The sequence below is a fragment of the Devosia marina genome, from assembly GCF_009758415.1.
Taxonomy (GTDB): domain Bacteria; phylum Pseudomonadota; class Alphaproteobacteria; order Rhizobiales; family Devosiaceae; genus Devosia; species Devosia marina.
Genome location: NZ_WQRF01000001.1, coordinates 514,763 through 533,460 on the forward strand (window position 1 = coordinate 514,763; position 18,698 = coordinate 533,460).

At 62.0% G+C, this 18,698-nt stretch carries 15 protein-coding genes and 1 tRNA gene; 12 read left to right on the forward strand and 4 right to left on the reverse strand.

All coding sequences use genetic code 11. From position 1 onward, the window contains the following. The first annotated feature begins 149 nt into the window (after positions 1–149). The 9 genes from GO014_RS02360 to GO014_RS02400 all read left to right on the forward strand — a co-directional run bounded on the left by GO014_RS02360 (position 150) and on the right by GO014_RS02400 (position 9,926). On the forward strand, positions 150–1,340 hold the full coding sequence (locus GO014_RS02360; RefSeq protein ID WP_157288966.1) for an ABC transporter permease: 1,191 nt from the start codon (positions 150–152) through the stop codon (positions 1,338–1,340). Continuing rightward, positions 1,337–2,269: an ABC transporter ATP-binding protein gene (locus GO014_RS02365; protein WP_157288967.1), complete on the forward strand. Its 933-nt coding sequence runs from the start codon at positions 1,337–1,339 to the stop codon at positions 2,267–2,269. The genes GO014_RS02360 and GO014_RS02365 overlap by 4 nt, the downstream gene beginning before the upstream one ends. Next, complete coding sequence (locus GO014_RS02370) at positions 2,266–3,018, forward strand: ABC transporter permease (RefSeq protein ID WP_157288968.1); 753 nt, start codon at positions 2,266–2,268, stop codon at positions 3,016–3,018. Before GO014_RS02365 ends, GO014_RS02370 begins: the two co-directional genes overlap by 4 nt. A gap of 20 nt (positions 3,019–3,038) precedes the next feature. Then, a complete protein-coding gene (locus GO014_RS02375) occupies positions 3,039–4,400 on the forward strand; it encodes a dihydroorotase (protein WP_157288969.1) in 1,362 nt (453 codons plus the stop codon). Beyond that, a complete protein-coding gene (locus GO014_RS02380) occupies positions 4,397–5,650 on the forward strand; it encodes a Zn-dependent hydrolase (protein WP_157288970.1) in 1,254 nt (417 codons plus the stop codon). The genes GO014_RS02375 and GO014_RS02380 overlap by 4 nt, the downstream gene beginning before the upstream one ends. Next, positions 5,650–6,738, forward strand: a complete 1,089-nt coding sequence (locus tag GO014_RS02385) for a thiohydantoin desulfurase (protein WP_157289780.1) — start codon at positions 5,650–5,652, stop codon at positions 6,736–6,738. Before GO014_RS02380 ends, GO014_RS02385 begins: the two co-directional genes overlap by 1 nt. A 3-nt stretch (positions 6,739–6,741) precedes the next feature. After that, complete coding sequence (locus tag GO014_RS02390) at positions 6,742–8,403, forward strand: thiourocanate hydratase (RefSeq protein ID WP_157288971.1); 1,662 nt, start codon at positions 6,742–6,744, stop codon at positions 8,401–8,403. 741 nt (positions 8,404–9,144) lie between these two features. Continuing rightward, positions 9,145–9,221: transfer RNA gene (locus tag GO014_RS02395), tRNA-Arg, on the forward strand. 141 nt (positions 9,222–9,362) lie between these two features. Then, positions 9,363–9,926 carry a hypothetical protein gene (locus GO014_RS02400; protein ID WP_157288972.1) on the forward strand — a complete coding sequence of 188 codons (564 nt, stop codon included), beginning with the start codon at positions 9,363–9,365 and terminating at the stop codon, positions 9,924–9,926. A gap of 10 nt (positions 9,927–9,936) precedes the next feature. On the opposite strand, the gene GO014_RS02405 is transcribed toward GO014_RS02400, so the two are convergent. Then, positions 9,937–10,359: a thermonuclease family protein gene (locus GO014_RS02405; RefSeq protein ID WP_157288973.1), complete on the reverse strand. Its 423-nt coding sequence runs from the start codon at positions 10,357–10,359 to the stop codon at positions 9,937–9,939. 220 nt (positions 10,360–10,579) lie between these two features. On the opposite strand from GO014_RS02405, the gene GO014_RS02410 reads away from it, so the two are divergent. Genes GO014_RS02410 through GO014_RS02420 form a run of 3 tightly spaced genes read left to right on the forward strand, consistent with a single transcriptional unit; the run spans position 10,580 to position 12,691 of the window. After that, positions 10,580–11,641 carry a hypothetical protein gene (locus GO014_RS02410; protein ID WP_157288974.1) on the forward strand — a complete coding sequence of 354 codons (1,062 nt, stop codon included), beginning with the start codon at positions 10,580–10,582 and terminating at the stop codon, positions 11,639–11,641. Positions 11,642–11,654: 13 nt separating this feature from the next. Then, positions 11,655–12,068, forward strand: a complete 414-nt coding sequence (locus tag GO014_RS02415; RefSeq protein ID WP_157288975.1) for a hypothetical protein — start codon at positions 11,655–11,657, stop codon at positions 12,066–12,068. Further along, entirely contained in the window at positions 12,065–12,691 is a 627-nt protein-coding gene (locus GO014_RS02420; RefSeq protein ID WP_157288976.1) for a hypothetical protein, read from the forward strand. The genes GO014_RS02415 and GO014_RS02420 overlap by 4 nt, the downstream gene beginning before the upstream one ends. 79 nt (positions 12,692–12,770) lie before the next feature. Here the strand turns inward: GO014_RS02420 and GO014_RS02425 are convergent, their stop codons facing one another. The 3 genes from GO014_RS02425 to GO014_RS02435 are packed head-to-tail and all read right to left on the reverse strand — an operon-like array spanning position 12,771 to position 18,698. Next, positions 12,771–14,354 (reverse strand): cell wall hydrolase, encoded by a 1,584-nt coding sequence (locus GO014_RS02425; protein WP_157288977.1) that lies wholly within the window; start codon positions 14,352–14,354, stop codon positions 12,771–12,773. A 22-nt stretch (positions 14,355–14,376) separates the two neighbouring features. Beyond that, on the reverse strand, positions 14,377–17,262 hold the full coding sequence (locus GO014_RS02430; protein WP_157288978.1) for a hypothetical protein: 2,886 nt from the start codon (positions 17,260–17,262) through the stop codon (positions 14,377–14,379). After that, positions 17,262–18,698: a hypothetical protein gene (locus GO014_RS02435; RefSeq protein ID WP_157288979.1), complete on the reverse strand. Its 1,437-nt coding sequence runs from the start codon at positions 18,696–18,698 to the stop codon at positions 17,262–17,264. The genes GO014_RS02430 and GO014_RS02435 overlap by 1 nt, the downstream gene beginning before the upstream one ends.

The following is an 18,698-nucleotide window of genomic DNA, read 5'->3' on the forward strand; positions in this document are numbered from 1 at the left end:
GGCCTTCGCCGCTGGCGGAGGCCATGCCCGCCGGGGTGGCGATGCCAGATGCGCGCCACCCCGCCGGTCGCGGACAGCCTCGATATGCCGGGGCGATCCAGACAGCGTCCAAGTGACGTTTTGCCTTCCACCAGCAGCGAGGGGGCCTTATGACGACCGCCGATATCACGAGCCAAAGCCGCACCGCATGGCTGGCATTTGACAAGCTCGGCGTGCTGATCGCACTTATCGCTGCAGCCGGGGTGTTCCTTCCCTTCGCTGTTTACCGCGCCAATCGCATTGTCCTGGGCGAGGGAGTGCTGATTTCATCCGCCCTCAATGCGCCCTGGGCAATCCTGCTCGGCCTGGTCCTGCTTGTTGGCGTCGGGATGATGCTCCTGCGCGTCAATCCTCTCGCCAAGCTCGGTGTCGGCTTCGTGGTGCTGGCCACGCTCTTCGTCCTGATCGGCCAGTCGGCGACGTTTCTAACACCCCCTGACAACACCTTTTCTCGAGTGTCGCCCGGCGCCGGGTTCTGGCTGTTGACCTTTGCCTTTGCGCTGATGGTCACCGACGCTCTTACGCGGCTCAAATTCGGGCCATGGCAGCGCATCGGTATCCTCGCAGCGGTTGGGGTGGCGATGGCAGCGCTGCTCTGGAGTGGCGCCTGGAACGATCTATCGATTCTCAAGGAATTCGCCACTCGCGCGCCGGCTTTCTGGGCCGAGGCCCGCACCCATCTGCTTCTGGCTTTCGGGTCAGTCGCTATCGCCATTTTTGCCGGTGTGCCACTGGGCATCCTGCTCTACCGGGTCAAGCCGCTGCGCGCCGCCGTGCTCAACACCCTCAATATCGTCCAGACCATCCCATCGATCGCCCTTTTCGGGCTGCTGATCGCGCCGCTGGCCTGGGTCGCTGCCAATGTGCCGGGTGCGGCGGCCATCGGCATCTCGGGCATAGGCGTCGCTCCCGCCATGGTTGCGCTCTTTGCCTATTCGCTGCTGCCCATCGTCTCCAATACCGTGGTGGGCCTCGTCAACGTGCCCGAGGCTGCCAATGACGCGGCGCGGGGCATGGGCATGACCAATCGCCAGCGCCTGTTCTCCGTGGAACTGCCGCTGGCCTTTCCCGTGATCCTCACCGGTATTCGCATCGTGCTGGTCCAGAATATCGGCCTTGCCACCATCGCCGCGCTGATCGGCGGCGGCGGCTTTGGCGTCTTCGTCTTCCAGGGCATCGGCCAGACGGCCATGGATCTGGTGCTGCTCGGCGCCGTCCCTACCGTGGCCCTGGCCTTCGCCGCCGCAGTGGTCCTCGATGCCTTTGTTGAAATGGTCAGCACCAGGGAGCGTGCCCAATGATCGAAATCCAAGAGCTGACCAAGGTCTATGGCGAGACAACGGTGGTCGACAGGGTTTCCCTGACCATCGGCGCGGGTGAACTCTGCGCCATTGTGGGCACCTCCGGTTCGGGCAAGACCACGCTGATGCGCATGGTCAACCGGCTGGTCGAGCCGACCTCTGGCACGGTGCTGATTGACGGGCAGGACACGCGCGAGGTTCCCGCCTATGAACTGCGCCGCCGCATCGGCTACGCCATTCAGGGCCATGGCCTGTTTCCCCACCGCACCGTGGGACAGAATATCGGCACGGTTCCGCATCTGCTCGGCTGGGACAAGTCCCGCATTGCCAATCGGGTAGACGAACTGCTTTCGCTGTTTCAACTCGACCCGGGTCAATTCCGTGACCGCATGCCCAATGAACTCTCGGGCGGGCAGCAGCAGCGCGTCGGCGTGGCGCGTGCCCTGGCCGCCGAGCCCAATATCCTGCTGATGGATGAACCCTTCGGCGCGCTCGACCCGGTCATCCGCTCCAAGGCTCAGGACGATCTTCTCGCCATCCAGAAGCGGTTCAAAACCACTGTGGTGCTGGTGACGCACGACATGGAAGAGGCCATCCATTTAGGCTCTCGCATTGCTGTCATGGATGGCGGCAAGCTGCTGCAATACGCGGCTCCCGAAGAAATCATTGCCAATCCGGCCACCGATTTCGTCGCCGAACTCATTGGTGGGGACAGGCCCTTCCGCATGCTCTCGCTGGCGAAAGTGCTTTCCCTGGTTGAACCTGGCGAAGCTGCGGGCGATCCGATCTCCGCTGGCGCCAGCCTCCGCGAAGCCTATGCCGAATGCCTCTGGACGGGGCGGGAAGCCTTGCCGGTCATCGAAGACGGCAAGCTGATTGGTCGCATCAGCCGAAACGAGCTGGCCAAGTGCGCCGCGAGGCCGTCATGAGCATTGGCCTCGTCATCCGCCTCCTCGTCCTGGCCTTGCTGGTGGCTTTCCTGGTCAGCCCGGAGAGCTTCGCCTTTGTCTTCGAGCCGCTGACCAAGAACAATCAGCCGGTCATCTACAATCAGGGCAGCCTGCTCGACCTGACACTCAATCACCTTTTGATCGTTGCCATTGCGACAGCACTGGCGACCACGGTCGCCGTCGGCCTCGCCATTCTGGTAACGCGTCCCTTTGGCGCTGAATTCCTGCCATTGTCACGCAGTCTCGCCAATGTCGGACAAACCTTTCCGCCGGTGGCCGTATTGGCGCTGGCCGTCCCCATGCTCGGTTTCGGTACCGCGCCCACTCTCGTGGCACTCTTTCTCTATGGCCTCCTGCCGATCTTCGAAAACACCCTGACCGGCCTCACGGGCCTTCCACCCACGGTCACCGAGGCCGCCCGGGGCATGGGCATGACCGGCAGGCAGCGCCTGGTCCGCGTCGAACTGCCCTTGGCCCTGCCGGTTATTCTTGCCGGCATACGCCTTTCCACGGTGATTTCACTGGCCACAGCCACCATCGGATCCACCGTCGCGGCGCGCACGCTCGGTGAAGTCATCATCGCCGGGCTCCTGTCCAGCAATACCGCCTTCGTGCTGCAGGGCGGGCTCATCGTGGGCACGCTCGCCGTGCTGATTTACGACGGCCTCTCGGCCATCGAGCGGGCGCTGACCCGCCGCACCGGCCAGGGCGCTCGCGCCAACGCCTGACTAGGGAAAGACTACAGAGCATGTCCGACTTCGACCTCAGCCTCTCCGGCACCGTCATCCTCCCGGACCGCGTCATCGAGCGTGGCCATGTTGCCGTGCGCGATGGCAAGGTCGCTTTGGTCGGTGAAGGCATAGGCCCAGAGGCCCGCGAGCGACATGATCTCGGCAAAGCCATGATCCTGCCTGGCGCCATCGACGCCCAGACCCACTCGCTCAGTCAGAAGGATCAGGAAGACTTCATCTGGTCCACGCGCTCGGCGGCGGCCGGCGGCGTCACCACCATTGTCGACATGCCCTATGATGAAGGCAATCTCGTCTGCTCCGCCGAAGCGGTGCGTATCAAGGTCGATCATGCGAGCCCGCAGGCGCGTGTCGATTTCGCTCTCTACGGCACGATCAATCCAGAGGAGGGAGCCTCGCGCATTGCCGAACAGGCCGAAGCCGGCGTTGCTGCCTTCAAATTCTCGACCTTCGGCACCGATCCGATCCGCTTTCCGCGCATCCCCCCTGCACTGTTGGAACAATGCTTTGCTGCCGTCGCCAAAACCGGCCTGACGGCCGGCGTCCACAACGAAGACGATGAAATGGTCCGCGCGGCCATAGCCAAGGTCAAGGCGGCCGGGATCACCGATTATCGCGCACATGGCCTCAGCCGCCCGCCGCTGACCGAACTTCTGGCCTCGCTGCAGATTTATGAGACCGGCGCGCAGACCAATTGCCCGGCCCATGTCGTCCATTGTTCGCTGGCACGCGGCTACGAGATCGCCCGCACCTACCGCGACCAGGGTTTCGCCGCCACCATCGAGTGCTGCATTCACTATCTGACGCTGGATGAGGAAAACGACGTCGCCCGGCTCGGCGGCAAGGCCAAGATCAATCCCCCAATCCGCCCGCGCGCCGAAGTGGAAAAACTCTGGCAGCATGTCGCGGCCGGCAATGTCACTCTCGTCTCGACCGATCACGTCAGCTGGTCCGAGGATCGCAAGACCAATCCGGACATGCTCGCCAACGCTTCGGGCGTCCCCGGCCTAGAAGTCATGGTGCCGCTGTTCATCAAGGGGGCCCTGGACCATGGCGTGCCCCTGACCTGGGCCGCCAAACTGATGGCCGAAAACCCCGCACGCCACTTCCGCCTCGACCACGTCAAGGGCGCGCTCGAGCTCGGCAAGGACGCCGACATCACCGTTCTGGTCGACCGCCGCCAGGTCTATGACGCGGCCCGCAGTGGTTACAATGTCGTCGGCTGGAGCCCCTATAACGGCATCGAACTGCCCTGGACGGTCGCCGGCACCTGGTTGCGTGGCCAGCAGGTGTTTGATGGAACAGATGTTTTGTCGGCGCCCGGAACCGGCCGCTTCGTGCGGCCCGAGACACGCGCATGACCCGAAATTTGCCCACCAGCTCCGCGCGGATCGAAGAAGACATTTCGGCCCTCGCCGCAATCACCGAACCCGACCGCCCTTACACCCGCCGCGCCTTCACCCCAATGTTCCTCAAGGGCCGCAACTGGCTGGCGCAGCGCTTCCAGGCCGCCGGCCTCACCACTCACATCGACGCAGCCGGCAACCTCATCGGCTCGCGAAAGGGCCGGAAACCTGGCCTTGGTACTATCATGCTGGGTTCGCACACCGACACGGTTCCCGACGGTGGGCGCTATGACGGCATCGCGGGGGTATCCGCCGCCCTGGAGGTGGCACGTGCCCTTGAGAACCAGGGCATAGCACTCGACCACAATCTTGAAATCGTTGACTTTCTCGCCGAGGAGGTCTCCATTTTCGGCGTGTCCTGCGTTGGCAGTCGCGGCATCTCCGGGACACGTCCCGACGAATGGCTCAGCCGCGAAAGCGCTGGCCTTGCGCTTGCCGATGCCATAGCCGAAGTCGGCGGCAACGCGGCCGCTCAGCGAACACGTAGCGACATCGCCGCGTTTCTGGAACTCCACATCGAACAGGGACCGGTGCTGGAAAGCGAGGAGCTCGACGTCGGTGTCGTCACCGCCATCGCCGGGATCACCCGCATCGAAATCGTGGTCGAGGGGCGCGCTGATCATGCCGGCACCACACCCATGGGCAGCCGCAAGGACGCTCTATCCGCAGCGGCCTGGATCGCGCTGGCGGTCGAGCGCTTTGCCACCGATCTGGCGGCGGGCGAATACCACTTCGCGGCCACGGTCGGCGAATTCCGCGTGGAACCCAATGCCGCCAATGTAGTGCCCTCGCGCGTCACTATGCTGATCGATGTGCGCGCCGAGCGCCGCGCCGACATGGAGCATTTTCTCGCTGAACTGCGCGAAGGCGTGGCGGGCATCGCCTCACAGACCGGCGTCACCGTGCCGGAGCCGCGCGTCCTTTCGGACAATATGCCGACGCCCTGCGATGCCGATGTCCTCACTGCGCTCGATAACGCCTGCGACGCCAACGGCGCCCGCCATTGCCGCATGGCCTCCGGGGCCGGACATGACACGGCCTGGATGGCGCGCATCACCAAGGCCGCCATGATCTTCGTGCCTTGTGTCGAGGGCCGTAGCCACGCACCGGAAGAATCCGCCAGCGCCGAGGACATCGCGCTTGGTGCCGCCGTGCTGCTCGACGCGGTGCAGCGGCTCGATAAAGACTTGCAGGAGACAGCATGATGGGACGCATCCTTACCGAGAATGACGTGGAAGCGGCCGTCAAAGGCGGCTCGGTCTATGCGGCAGGCGGCGGCGGCTGGGCCGATCACGGCCGTATGCTGGGCTATGCGGCGGTCTCGATCGGCAAGCCCGAACTGGTCTCGGTGGAGGAAATGGCCGACAACGACTGGATCGCAACCGCGGCTGCCATCGGCGCACCGGCCTCGACCACGCCCTGGGAAATGCGCGGCGTTGACTACATCAAGGCGGTGCAGCTGCTCCAGGACGCGCTGGGCGAGAAGCTGGCAGGCTTGATGGTTGGTCAGAATGGCAAGTCCTCGACACTCAATGGCTGGCTGCCTTCGGCCGCGCTTGGGCTGAAGGTGGTTGACGCCGTTGGCGACATCCGGGCGCATCCCACAGGTGACATGGGCTCGATCGGCTTGGCCGGTTCGCCCGAACCGATGATCCAGACCGCCGTGGGCGGCAATCGCGACGAAAACCGCTATATCGAGCTGGTCACACGCGGCGCCACCGCCAAGGTGTCCCCGATCCTCCGCACCGCCTCGGACATGTCCGGGGGGTTTATTGCCTCCTGCCGCAACCCGGTGCGCGCCAGCTATGTCCGCGACCATGCAGCCCTGGGTGGCATTTCGCTGGCGCTCAAGCTCGGCGAGGCGATCATCGCGGCCGAAGGCAAGGGCGGCAGCGCAATCATCGAAGCCATCGTCAAGACCACGGGCGGGGCGATCTTGGTCGACGGCAAGATCACCAAAAAGGCGGTGACCTATACCAGCGAGGCCTTCGACGTCGGGACTGTCACGCTCGAAAGTGGCGCCGTGCTGCATGTCATGAATGAATATATGGCTGTCGATACCCGCGATGGCGCCCGCCAGGCGACCTTCCCCGACGTCATCACCACGCTTTCGAGCGAGGGTGAGCCGCTCAGCGTCGGCCAGCTTGAGGAGGGCATGCAGATCTTTGTGCTGCATGTCCCCAAATCCATCATTCCACTGTCTTCGAGCGTGCTCGATCCATCCGTCTATCCGCATGTCGAAAAGACTATGGGCATAGATCTGGCGTCCTACGCCCTGTCCAAGGAGGGCTGAGACATGCCGACCTCCAATCCCCGTCACCCGCGCTTCCCCATTCCCGGTGGCAATGAAATCCGCGCGCGCGGCTGGCGCCAGGAAGCTCTGTTGCGGCTGCTCGAAAACGTGCTCAGCGTCGGTGAGGACCCGGACAATCTCGTCGTCTATGCCGCCCTGGGCAAGGCGGCCCGCAACTGGGCCAGCCACGACGCCATCGTTCATGCGCTCAAGACCATGGACGAGGATCAAACGCTCATCATCCAGTCGGGCAAGCCGATTGGCTTGGTCAAAACCCACGCCAAAGCGCCGCTGGTCATCATGGCCAATTGCAACATCGTCGGGCAATGGGCAAAGGCCGAAGTGTTCTACGAACTGGAACGCAAGGGCCTGATCTGCTGGGGCGGACTGACCGCCGGCGCCTGGCAATATATTGGCAGCCAGGGCGTCATCCAGGGCACCTACGAAATCTTCATGCGCATTGCAGAGAACCGCTTTGACGGCGATCTGGCGGGGCGTTTTGTCCTGACTGCAGGCTTGGGTGGCATGGGTGGCGCGCAGCCGCTGGCGGGTCGCATGGCGGGCGCGGCGATCCTCTGCGTCGATATCGACCCCGAGCGCGCGGCCATGCGCAAGGAAATCGGCTATCTCGAAGAGATCGCGCCCGATCTCGACGCAGCGCTCGAAATGATCGCGGCTGCGGTCCGCGAAAAGCGTGCGACGTCCATTGGCCTGGTCGGCAATGCCGCCGACATCTATCCCGAGATTGCGCGACGCGGCATCACGCCCGACATCGTCACCGACCAGACCTCGGCCCATGACCTGGTCTATGGCTATGTGCCCAAGGCCTATTCGCTCGAACAGGTGCGCGAGATGCGCAAGTCCAATCCTGCCGAACTGATGGCGGCCAGCCGAGCCTCCATTGTCGACCATGTTCGCGCCATGCTCGCTTTCCAGGAGCGCGGCGCCGAGGTTTTCGACAATGGCAATCTGATCCGAACCCACGCCAAGGACGGCGGAGTCGAGAACGCCTTTGATATCCGCATTTTCACCGAGGCTTATCTGCGCCCGCTCTTTGCCCGCGCCATCGGCCCCTTCCGCTGGATGGCCCAATCCGGTGATCCCGAGGATATCCGCAAGATCGACGATCGCCTGTTGCAGATGTTCCCGGACAACCGCATCGTCACCAACTGGATCCAGCTTGCCCGGCGCCACGTACCGTTTGAGGGGCTGCCATCGCGCATCGCCTGGCTTGGCCATGGCGAGCGCACCGAACTGGCGCTGGCGGTCAATGATATGGTGCAAAAGGGCGAACTCGCCGGCCCGATCACCTTCAGCCGCGATCATCTTGACGCGGGGGCCATGGCGCACCCCAACATCATGACCGAGCGCATGCAGGACGGCTCGGACGCCATTGCCGACTGGCCAATCCTCGACGCCATGCTGCTGTGTTCTTCAATGGCCGATCTGGTTGTCGTCCATTCGGGCGGTGGTGGCTATGCCGGCTACATGACCTCGGCCGGTGTGACTGTCGTTGCTGATGGCACTGCAGCGGGTTCCGAACGGCTCTCTCATGCGCTCACCAATGACACCGCACTCGGCGTCATGCGCTATGCTGACGCCGGCTACGAGGAAAGCCGGGATGAGATTGCCCGCCGGTCAATTGGATATATCGACTTGGCCTGACAAATGGGATTTCGGCTTTGACCAATAGCGGCTGGGCCGAGCGACACGCGCCTTGGCGCAGTCACGACTGCAACCGAGACCCAGACACTAGAACCGTTCTGAATGGCTATGACGCCACTGCCGAACCGCCTGTCTTGATCGTTCTCTGTTCGGCGAATGTTGACTGAAGGAGAACAGCAAAGGCTGTCGCACGGCATAGCTTTGCCACCGGAGGCTGGCCGACAGGGACGGCCTGTCGACTAATCCGAACACAGCGCTCCCAAGAATTCGGCCACCCTCTTTGTCTGTTTGGGTCGCGGTGGGTAGATCTCGTGCTTCGCAGCCATTCTGCCCACCAGATGGTTGACGCCGCTTCAAGCCACCTACACTCGCCCCCACCCGGTCGCCATGGCGGCAGTGGGTGACTAACAAGTCAGGCGTCATTTGTTCATGGTCGGAGGGCAAGAAGCCTCTGGTATGTCGACCAGCTAGATAGAAGCTGGGGATCAAATGTTGATGCACATCTCGAAGAAGTCCTACGCTGAGCTGCAGCAGCTTAGCCGATGTCTGACATGCCTCGATCGTGTGTAGATTGCCTCGTTGCGGCGAAGCCGCCGGTCACATCGTCGATCTGATCAACTCAATAACGGTAGATGTCGTGCGCAGTCGAAAAAAAACTATCGCGGACACCGTTGCGCGACCAACCAGCTTTGGCTAGTTTGCGCGCGTTCAGGCGGGGCGCGATCCCCGACAGTTGCGTATGCACCCGTAGCTCAGCTGGATAGAGCGCTGCCCTCCGAAGGCAGAGGTCACAGGTTCGAATCCTGTCGGGTGCGCCAAGAAAATCAATAACTTAAGGCTGCTCAGCCTTGCTATCCCACAATTCCTTCCCACACAGTGGTGCGCGCAGGGCCTCATCCGGCCCTTGCGGCAAGGCCGGAATGGCTTAGCTTTCGCTCCAAGGACGAGTGGGGGCACAAATGAGTCGAGACGAGTTAGTCGATCCGGATCCGTGGATTGTCGCCAGCTTAGTGGTGGCGACAGCAGCGATGATTGGGCAGTACGCTCAAATCGCGATCGATTGGAATGTTCGAAGGAAAGCCGATCGTTTGTTGCCGCCACTGAGAACGGTCAAGGCTCACCTTAGAGACGGACTGGAGAATTCCATCTCCGATGTAGAAAAGATTATTCGTCTTCTACCGCGACTCGAGGGGTGCGAAATTGACCCTTTGGTCCGCCCTTTCTCGTATGGCCAAACCTCACTCTACATGACGAAACTAGCGCTGCACGAATACAGCGCCAAGGTCGAGGTTCTGGCCATTGGCTTAGGGCACCTGAACAAGCTTTCGACCGCTCTAATTGCCGATGACCCGGAGCTGGCCGCTCAGATAGGCTCGGAAATAACCGCGTCTTTCGGACGGATTGACGCCAAAATCAACGGTTTCTACCGCGACGCGCCCCCAATCGGCGACGTTCTTTCGGATTGCTTGGCGATCCTTAGGGAGTGTGAGCGAATTCTGGTGCGTATCGAGAACAGCAACTAAGCGAGGTCCGTCAGTTGCACCAAAATTCCCGGCCATTTGGCCAGCGTCTAGCCAGCCCCTCGGCAATCAAAATGTCTCCAACATCGCGCCCATTGATCCAGATTGTCGCCAAAGTGCGCCGGCTGCTGGTGCTGTCGTAGCCAAAGCGCTCGATCGTCCATTCATTGCCGTTCAGCAGGTCGAGCAGCCTGGCGCTGGCCTGATGGGACAGAGCAACTTCCGCGGCGCCACCGCATATCTGGGTCTGCGGCTCGGGCGTGTCGAAGTCTTTGAGCCGAATGTTCTCGCCGTTGAGCCAGAGCGTATCGCCGTCGACCACGCAGGTCTTGTCCGCCGTGTTCGGTCGGTTTCCGCACATTTCGAGCGGCGCGGCAGTGGCCGGAAAGGTCAAGGCGACCATCGCGAAAAGGACGGCGAGACTGCGGATCAACATTCTCTTGGCCTGCCTGGCCTTTAGCGCGCGGTCAATAACGAACCGGAGGGCGTCTTTTTCCGAATTGCTGGGCTTGTTCGGCATAAGTCGGATTATCCTGATGTGGCGGCGGCATAGGGCCGGGAGGTTTATTAGGTTGCTGAAAAAGGCGTTTCCGTAAGCGTGCCTACCTTGAGCTTAGCGCACTAGCGTGTAACGTCAGCACAAAAGGGAGAAGATGTTGGCGTCCGACAATATGATCAGTGCAATGCGGCGCCGGGTCCCCTGGCATGTCGGTCAGAAGATCTTGGCAGAAAACGGCTTGCCCAGAAGTATGGGCTGGGACCGGACGGTGAAATCTATTGCTGAAAACGCTCTTTCTGCCGAGCAGGAGGCTCTAGCTACGAATGCCATGAAGGAGCACATTCTTTGTGGTGAGAAGCTCGTCCAGTTCTTCAGCCTTAGCAGGGATGATGTCGCTTCGTTGAGAGCCGCTGCTCTCGCGCTCCCAATCCCAGAGAGCGAATTTCAAAAGGCATACCCGTCGCTGCTGGCCGAAGCGGACTTGAGAAAAGCACCGAATATTCCGACGCTCGTCGCCAGAGAGAATGGTGAGGACGGAGTTGGCCTCATATTCGCCTCCGTGCGGGTTGTAACTGTTCGCGAAGAGCTAAACGTGGGCGATCTGGGTGACGAGGCCGCCGATGCATTGTCCGACTTCGATGAGGTTGTTGGGGTTCGAAACATTAGACTGCAAGCCCTAGACGTTGTGTGGATTCCACACGAGGGTGCGTCCGTTGATACCAGAACGGATTACCCCAAGGGCATGCACAGCGACGTAGCCTATGTTGCTGCCGATCGGCTGCGAGAGGCGTTTAATGCCGCGGTAGGATATGAAGCGCTTGTCATGCCGGAAAATCTGTTTCCGCTGATCAACAGCATGTACCGTGACAAGGATGAGGGGCATGTAGTCGAGCTTGGGTTCGGCACCACCACGAAGTCCTTAAAGGATGAAAAGATGCGGGGGCGCAACTCGGACTTGAGGAAGGAGCCCTACCATATCGGCGGCAAAGGTAACCTTCAGACCGAGATAGAACCATTCAGGATCAGCGTTGCTTGGGACCGAAGCATCGGGCCCAAGCGGACGTCCACGCCCGAATTGAGCATTCACGGCAATTCTCGCATAGGTCTTTCCGACAATCCGATTATCACTGCTGCCATTGTTCGACGCTGCATGGGCCTAGCAGACTTCGAACACGTCAGATCCCGCGTTAACAAGCACTTGGCCGCGATAGCCGAATAGCTGGAAGAAGGTCATGTCAGTCGTCGACTTGAAACGTAAGATCTCCACAGAGTGGGCCGGACAGCCTGCGGCGGAGCTTTGCTTACGGATCGTCGACTATCTGACCGCCCGATCGAGCCAACAGCTTAAGATGCTGACGTTCCAAACGCTCGCCAAAGCAGCGCAACGTGCTGAAGTCGACAGTGATGTGCTGACGGCCATTCAGATACTGACCAGCACTAAATTGGCGATTTTGGACTCCAAGGCCATGTTCGTAGATGACGACAGCGAAGAGCATGAACTCACGGACGATGAGTTCGCCGAGGTCATGCGTACCGGTGAATTTGTGCATCCAGAAACCGGAGAACTGGTTCCTGATTACGCCCGCCATGTGTTTCCGTTTTTCGTCCCGACCGCCGAGTTCCTAGCGGAAAAGACTGACGATTGACCGAGAAGCTATACAGTCTCGAAGAAGTATACGGGTTGCTTGGCAGGTCTGATGCCGGGCAAATTCACCTACGCATGATCCTGGCGAAGAGCCACGCAGATCAACTATCGGCAGTCGAAGCTGCAGTTGATTGGGCAGGTTCCGAGATGACCAAGAATCGTCATGTGAAACTCGATCATTCCGAAGACGCCCTGTCGATCGACTTGGTCACCTCTTTGAAGGCGATGGGCTTTCAAGCTTCACATGATACCCAATACGGGGGGCACTGTGACATTGTGGTGGAAGCGAAGGGTCAGTTCTTGTGGATCGCCGAATGCAAGATTCATAGCAGTTACGACTGGCTACTCAAGGGTTTCGCGCAGTTGGATACCCGATACTCGACCGGGTTGCCGGGCCAAGACGCTGGCGAAATGATCATATATTCAAGGAATCAGCGCGCTGACCAGGGGATGGCCAGTTGGAAGGAACGTCTTAAGGAAGCTAGGCCTGACGTCGAATTCCATGATGGTGACGCCAAGCTTATGTTCCGCACCACTCACACGCACGAGCTTACTGGCGCGACGTTTCGGGTTCGGCATATTTGCGTCCCGCTCTATTTCAAGCCCGTCGACCGCGACCTCTGAACAGAAGATGATCATGCGCCTGCCCTCTTCGTTATGGCCGCCGTCGAGGGTTTAAAGCAGGAATTCCGCTGCTAGCGCCCTATCGTCGACCCGAAGAGCCGACCAGCGTCCGCCCGGTGCGCTCGTTGGTGAAGCTGCCGTTGGCGTTGGCGACATAGGTATCGCCGCCCATCGAGTAGCGCTGGCCCGCGTTGTAGGTCCGGCCCGACGAAACACCCTGGAAGCTGCCAGCCCCCGAAGACCCGCCGCCATCCCCACCGCTCGATTGCCCACCACTGCCGAAGCTCCGGGCGATTGCAGATGTGGCGGCATTGGCCGGCGCCGAAGCTCGGGGCTGGATATAAGACATTGCCGAAGAGGCCGGTCGCTGGGACAGCGGCGTGGGCATCGAAAACGGCACTCGCCGCGGCGGCTGCGTGACCGCAACCCGTGCGCTCTGCTGAGTTTGCTGGGGCCGCTGACTGACCGGTGTGGGCATTGTCACGTTCGCCACCTGGGGGTGTTCGACAATCCCGTGCATTTCGGCGACCTGGCGGCTGTTGCGGTCGATGATGGCCGTGTTGGTCAGGCGCCGCTGATCCTTGTCGTTGTTCACCGAGTTGGCCGCATAGGGAACGCCGCTCGCGGGAATGGGCGCTCCATAGACGTCCAGTGTCGGGGCGCCAAAGCCGAACATGGCGGCGGTGCGGGCAGCGGCCTCGCGCAAGGCCACCGAGTCGCGCGATTGGGGATTAGCAACGGGGCGGCCGGCAGTCTGTCGAGTTTGCCCATTGTCCGCACGGATTTGGGCAGTGGTCATCTGAGGCGCGGCCTGCCGGGGAACCGGGACGCTCTGAACGGTGCGTGTGGCCGGCGGCTGGCCGACGCCGCTGGAAGGCTGGCGCAGCGGAATGATTGTCCCTTCCACCCATTCGCCCCGGTCGTCGCCATTCATTGCGTGCATGGCTGGGCGCGGCGCCGCTGCGTCCTGGGCGGCGTAGGTCTGGCGCACACCGGTGGTCATCGGGGCCTTTGGCCGGACGAACGCCTCGAGCAAATCGGCCAGGCCCTTCGGCGCCGCGCTGGCGCCCCGATTGTGGGAATCGACAATGCCGGACCCGAAGACCATGTCATTCGAGGCGATGGAGCGCGGCGCGCTCTGGCTGCGCTGGACATATTCGTCGAGGCCGGCAGCGGTGTCCTGGCGTTGGCCACTTCCGTCGAAGCTGCCGGCGAACATGGCGGCGATCTGGTCCATCGGACTCGCTGGCCGAGCGCGCGGCAAGGGGGCGTTCCGGGTCTCGGGCACCAGAAGCCGCGCCAAGGCCTCTGCCGGCACTGGTTGAGATGCGTAGAAGTCGTGTCGGCCAAAACTACCGGTGCTGGGCATCTCGGCAGCCCAATACGGGCTCACATTGTCGGCGTGATAGTGATCGGCACCGTTCGTCGGATCACCAGGGCGGCGCGCAAGTTCCCACGCGGCCTCGGCGGCCGAGATCACGCGCGGATCCTTCTGGGCGGCAACAGCCGCGGGGCCAGGAGCCGAAAAGCCGGTGTACTGGTACGGCTGGCGTACGACCTGCTCGGGTGTCAAACCCCGGATGGCGGCGCGGTTCAGGATCGTTTCACCGACGCGGCGCATGCCCTCGGGGCCTTCGCCCAGCGCTTCGGCGATTATCGTCATCAAGACATCTTCTGCCATCGCTCTACCTTGCTACCGCGTCGATGATGTTGTCCTCGTCGGCCTCAACCACGATGCGCAACGGTTCGCGCCTGTCCTCGATATTCGGCCCGTCTTCCTCGTCGGTCTGGTCGAGCAGATTTACGAAAGTGGACGCTTCATTGCCCAGCCATGTACGAGCTTTCCTCGCCAACGCGGCGCGGTTTGCCGGGTTGTTCTCCTTGAGCAGTTCGGCGGCGAACTCCGGATTGAGCAGCGCCTTATCGGTCAGCCGTTCAATAGCGTCCGACTGAGCGTTGCGAACCGCTCGGCGGGCCACAACCGCAGCGATGGACGTGGCCAAATAGGTGCCGCTGACCTGACCCCGCATATAGGCGTAGAAGCGGCTTTGCAGTGTCTCGGGTGTGAGCACGGGATTGACACTTTGCGCCGTGCCAGACGAAGCCGGCGCACGGGCCCGAACCCGTAGATCGGTGTTGTCGAGGACGTTCGCGATGTCGCGGATGTTGGCCAGATGCTCAGGGTTGTCGCGGTAGAGCCGTTCGGCCACAGCCGCCGTCGCAGGCTTGTCCAGAAACGACTTGAGCCAGTCGCCGCGCCATACTCTTTCCCCGCCAACTGACCTCTCGGCACTTCGGCTTTCGCTCTGCAGTTTCTGCCAGAAGGCCGCACGAGCGCCCTCTACGGCGCTGGGGTTGTCGCCGATAAAGGACAGAAGCTCGTCAGCGGCCGCTGCCGGATCCTTGGCGCTCAAGACCTCGGAGATGGCGCGCTCGGAGTTGGCGTCGGAATATTGCAGATACCGCCCGACGGTACCCTTGCCAGCCTGGGCGTTATCCGCCGAACCAAGATCACGCACCAGCGCCGACTCGGCTGCATTGGCATCCTCGAGGCCGCGCCCAGCCTGCACCGCGCCTTCGATTTCATCCCGAAGATCGGGGAACTGGTCGAAGGCGCGGGTGAACTGGCTCAGATGGTGTTCAAGCCCGGCTGGCGTTACACCATTACGCCGAATACCAGCCAGAATTTCATCCTTCACGGCTTCGCGCACCGAGCCGCCATGCGAGGTCAGATCGGTGGTGGCCAACAGCCGGTCGATATTGGACGCCTGCTTGTTGTCGGGCTGGACGAAGCGCGGGCCAACGGCGCTGTCGGGCAGGTCCGGGCGGCCCTCACTTCGCGCCAGGGTCTGGGTGATCGGGTCATTCGATCGGTTGAACTGCTCATTGACGTCGCGCGACACGGTGCGGGCGTCGTCGAACTGAGCACGCAGGGCCGGGTCGATCGCGTCACTGTCCATATATGCATTGATGTCGTCGATCAGGCTGCCGATGGCATTGGCGCGGTTCCGATCCGGCTGCTGGCCGGACAGGGCGATGCGCTGCTCATCCAATAGCTTGGAGCGCATGTCGATCAGTTCGCGGACCTGCACTTCCGTGACGGGCTCGTCGGCTGTGCCGGCGAGGCTGCGCGGAATGTCGACGGTCTGGTTGAGATCAGAAACGGCCTGCTGCCGGGCGGTTGTGAGATTACCGCGCGTGCTGTCGAGAGTATCGGCCAGCGGGCCGGGGTCGACAGTGCCATCGAGCCCTTCCCAAGCCATGCTCTCAAGCTCACGGGCGCTGCGGTTGGCGTTCTCGAGCCCGGAGCGGATCGTTGCGCCGCGTTCCTCGGCCAACATGCGGGGCTGCAGGTTCTGGATGATCTGGTTGAACTGGCTCTCCGCGCTGCTGACCTGATCGGCAGCGGCGGCAAGACGAAGGTCACGCTGGGCCTCAAGCTCGGAGCGGAACGCGCCCGGCGTCTGCTCGGGCGCAAGCAATTCCATGACCTGGTCAACCGCTTCGTTATTGGCGCTGCGGCGTGTGGTGAACATGCCAGCGTTGGGGCCAGACTGCCGGCCATACTCAAATGCCGCGAGCCCAGGATTGGCGGTGACATCAGCGACGCTCTCCTGGAACCCTGGAATAACGTCGGATGGGCGCTGAGTTCCGCCGCGCGTGATCAGTTCGACGAGCTCGTCTGTGTCGATCGGGCGGTCGGTCCCATCTAGACCGGCGGCTGTACCGAGTCGGTCAACTACCGCGTCCTTTACGGTCTGATCGATGTAGTTCGGGTTCTGGCGAATGGCGTTGAACGCCTGACCTAAACCCCGGCTCAAGGTGGCTCCAACACCGTAGAGACCAGCGCCACCAAGGGCACCCAACATGTCGGCGACTTGGCCGCCCGTTGTATTTCGATCTGCGAACATGTTGGCGATGCCTGCACCCATGCCGGCAGCGGTCGCGCCCGCGGCTTCTGAGCCGATGAATTTGCTGGGCGAAGCTGCGGCGGGGGCAACCAAATTCTGGACGAACCAGTTGGAGCTATCGCGCGCTGCTTTCGCCCCGATACGCCCGCCCGCAGCGGCCAGGCCCGTGATCGGCAGCGCCGAAGCACCAAGTTCTTCCCCAACTCGACCAAAGATAGCCTGAAACCAGTCTTCCGCCTCGGGGGCTTTGTAGTCCACTAGGCCCGCACCGGTACGGATATGGTTCAGGCTCTCGCTACCGCCGAGCGGGTTGCTGCTGGTCTTGAGCCAGGACTGATCACCAGGTAGCACGGCGTCAGTTCCGCGGAAGATGCCCTCAATAGCAAGGTTTGCGGCATCTACAGGAAGCCCCGCCACGTTCGCCATACCCTCGCCGAAGCGGTCGGCGCCGATCTGGGCCGTCTTGCCGGCATAGCCAAGCGCGCCGAGCACATTGTCCATGAAGGACGGCTCGGCGGCTTCCGGCTCGCGATTGAACACTTGGCTCATCTCGCTCGCGCGGGCCAGGGATTCGTCGTACGCGCCGGGCTCCTGCTGGACAGGGACGCCGCCGAAACGATTGCCTGTGCTGACGGGGATGCCGTTGAAGCGCGGGGCCATCAGGGTTTCCTATACTGCTTTCCGTCGTCGGGATCGATGTAGAGCGCCCCCGGCGGCAATGCGTCGAAATCAGCTTGTGTCTGGGGCGTTGGCAGGACGTTGCCGGAGGATGGGGCCGGACGGGCGCCACCGATTGCATCAACGCCATCTGTCCGAGCCTCCCGAAGGATTCGCTCCTGGCTCTCGATCTGGGCGATCGCCTGATCAAGTCGCGCAAGGGAACTCGCTTGGTTTGCCGTCAAGCCATCGAGGCCAAGAGCCGCGCGGGTTGTCTGCAGCATCTCATTGGATAGCCGCTCGCCCGTCGTGGTTTTGGCGTACTGGAAGGCCAGCAAGTTCGCGAGAAGCTCGATCGCAGGAATGTTGGTGTCGAAGGCGCCTGCCAGGTTCTGATCCTCAAGGCCGCTGCTAATGCGCTCTTGGATCGCCTCAACGTCGCCACCGAAGTACTGGCCGAGCTCGCCGCCGGTTTGAATGAAGTTCTGTGCGGTACCACGAAGCCAACCGACAGCGCCCTGCGAGGCGGGAGATTCCGCAATCTTGTCTCGAAGGGCGACCGCGGTGTCTTTGGCCACCGCAATATCCAAAAGCTGCTGTTCGATCTGCGACCCGGTGGGCTTAGAGACCATCCCGATTTCTTCTGCGGTGCCCTGCGCTTGCGGAGTCGCGAAAATCTGGATGTCGGAGGGCAATTCTTCGCCCGTCTGAGCATGTCTCCAGCGCCCGTCACGATCTTGAACCGCTGGAACGCGTGAGCCATCCCGCAGCACGGCAACGCCATTTGTCGGCTTGGCTTCGGCGCCGGGGTTGAAGTAGGGCTCGGCGCCATGCGCCTGATCGCGTGGAACGGTCATCGGTCGCCCATTGGGGCCGACAATGTTCTCGACGGGCACGTCCCCCATAACCGTACTAATTAGGTTCGCATCAGTGAGCTGACCGTCGTCGATCAGTCGCTGGGTCTGACCGCCGAGCACCTGATCCTGAGTGAGCGGCTTGGGCGCGCCTACAACTTGGGGCAGCTCCGGAAGCGCAAACGCTGAGGCAATGTCGCCGGGCAGTGCGGGACGAATCTGACCCTGATCAAGCGTGTCGAACATGTTGCTGATCAGGGTCGTGCGGTTGGTGTCGGCGTTGTTGGCCCGTGATGTGGCCGCCGTGATGTCCTGACCGCGCCGGTTGGTGGCATCATCCATCTGAACGCGCGTGAAAGACTGGGTCGGGTCGAACAGATCGGCCAAGATGGCCTGGTGGTCGAAGCCTTGGTATTTCGGATCGGCCGCCAGTTGCGCGACGATGTTCGACTTCTGATTGTTGGCGCGGGCCGTGCTATAGGCGGCGAGTTCGCCAGCGCTCGGCGGCGCAAACATCGCAGCGATGTTCTGTGCTGCCTGACCGAGCGCTGGGTTGTTATATGCGCCGCTGGACTGAATGGTCAT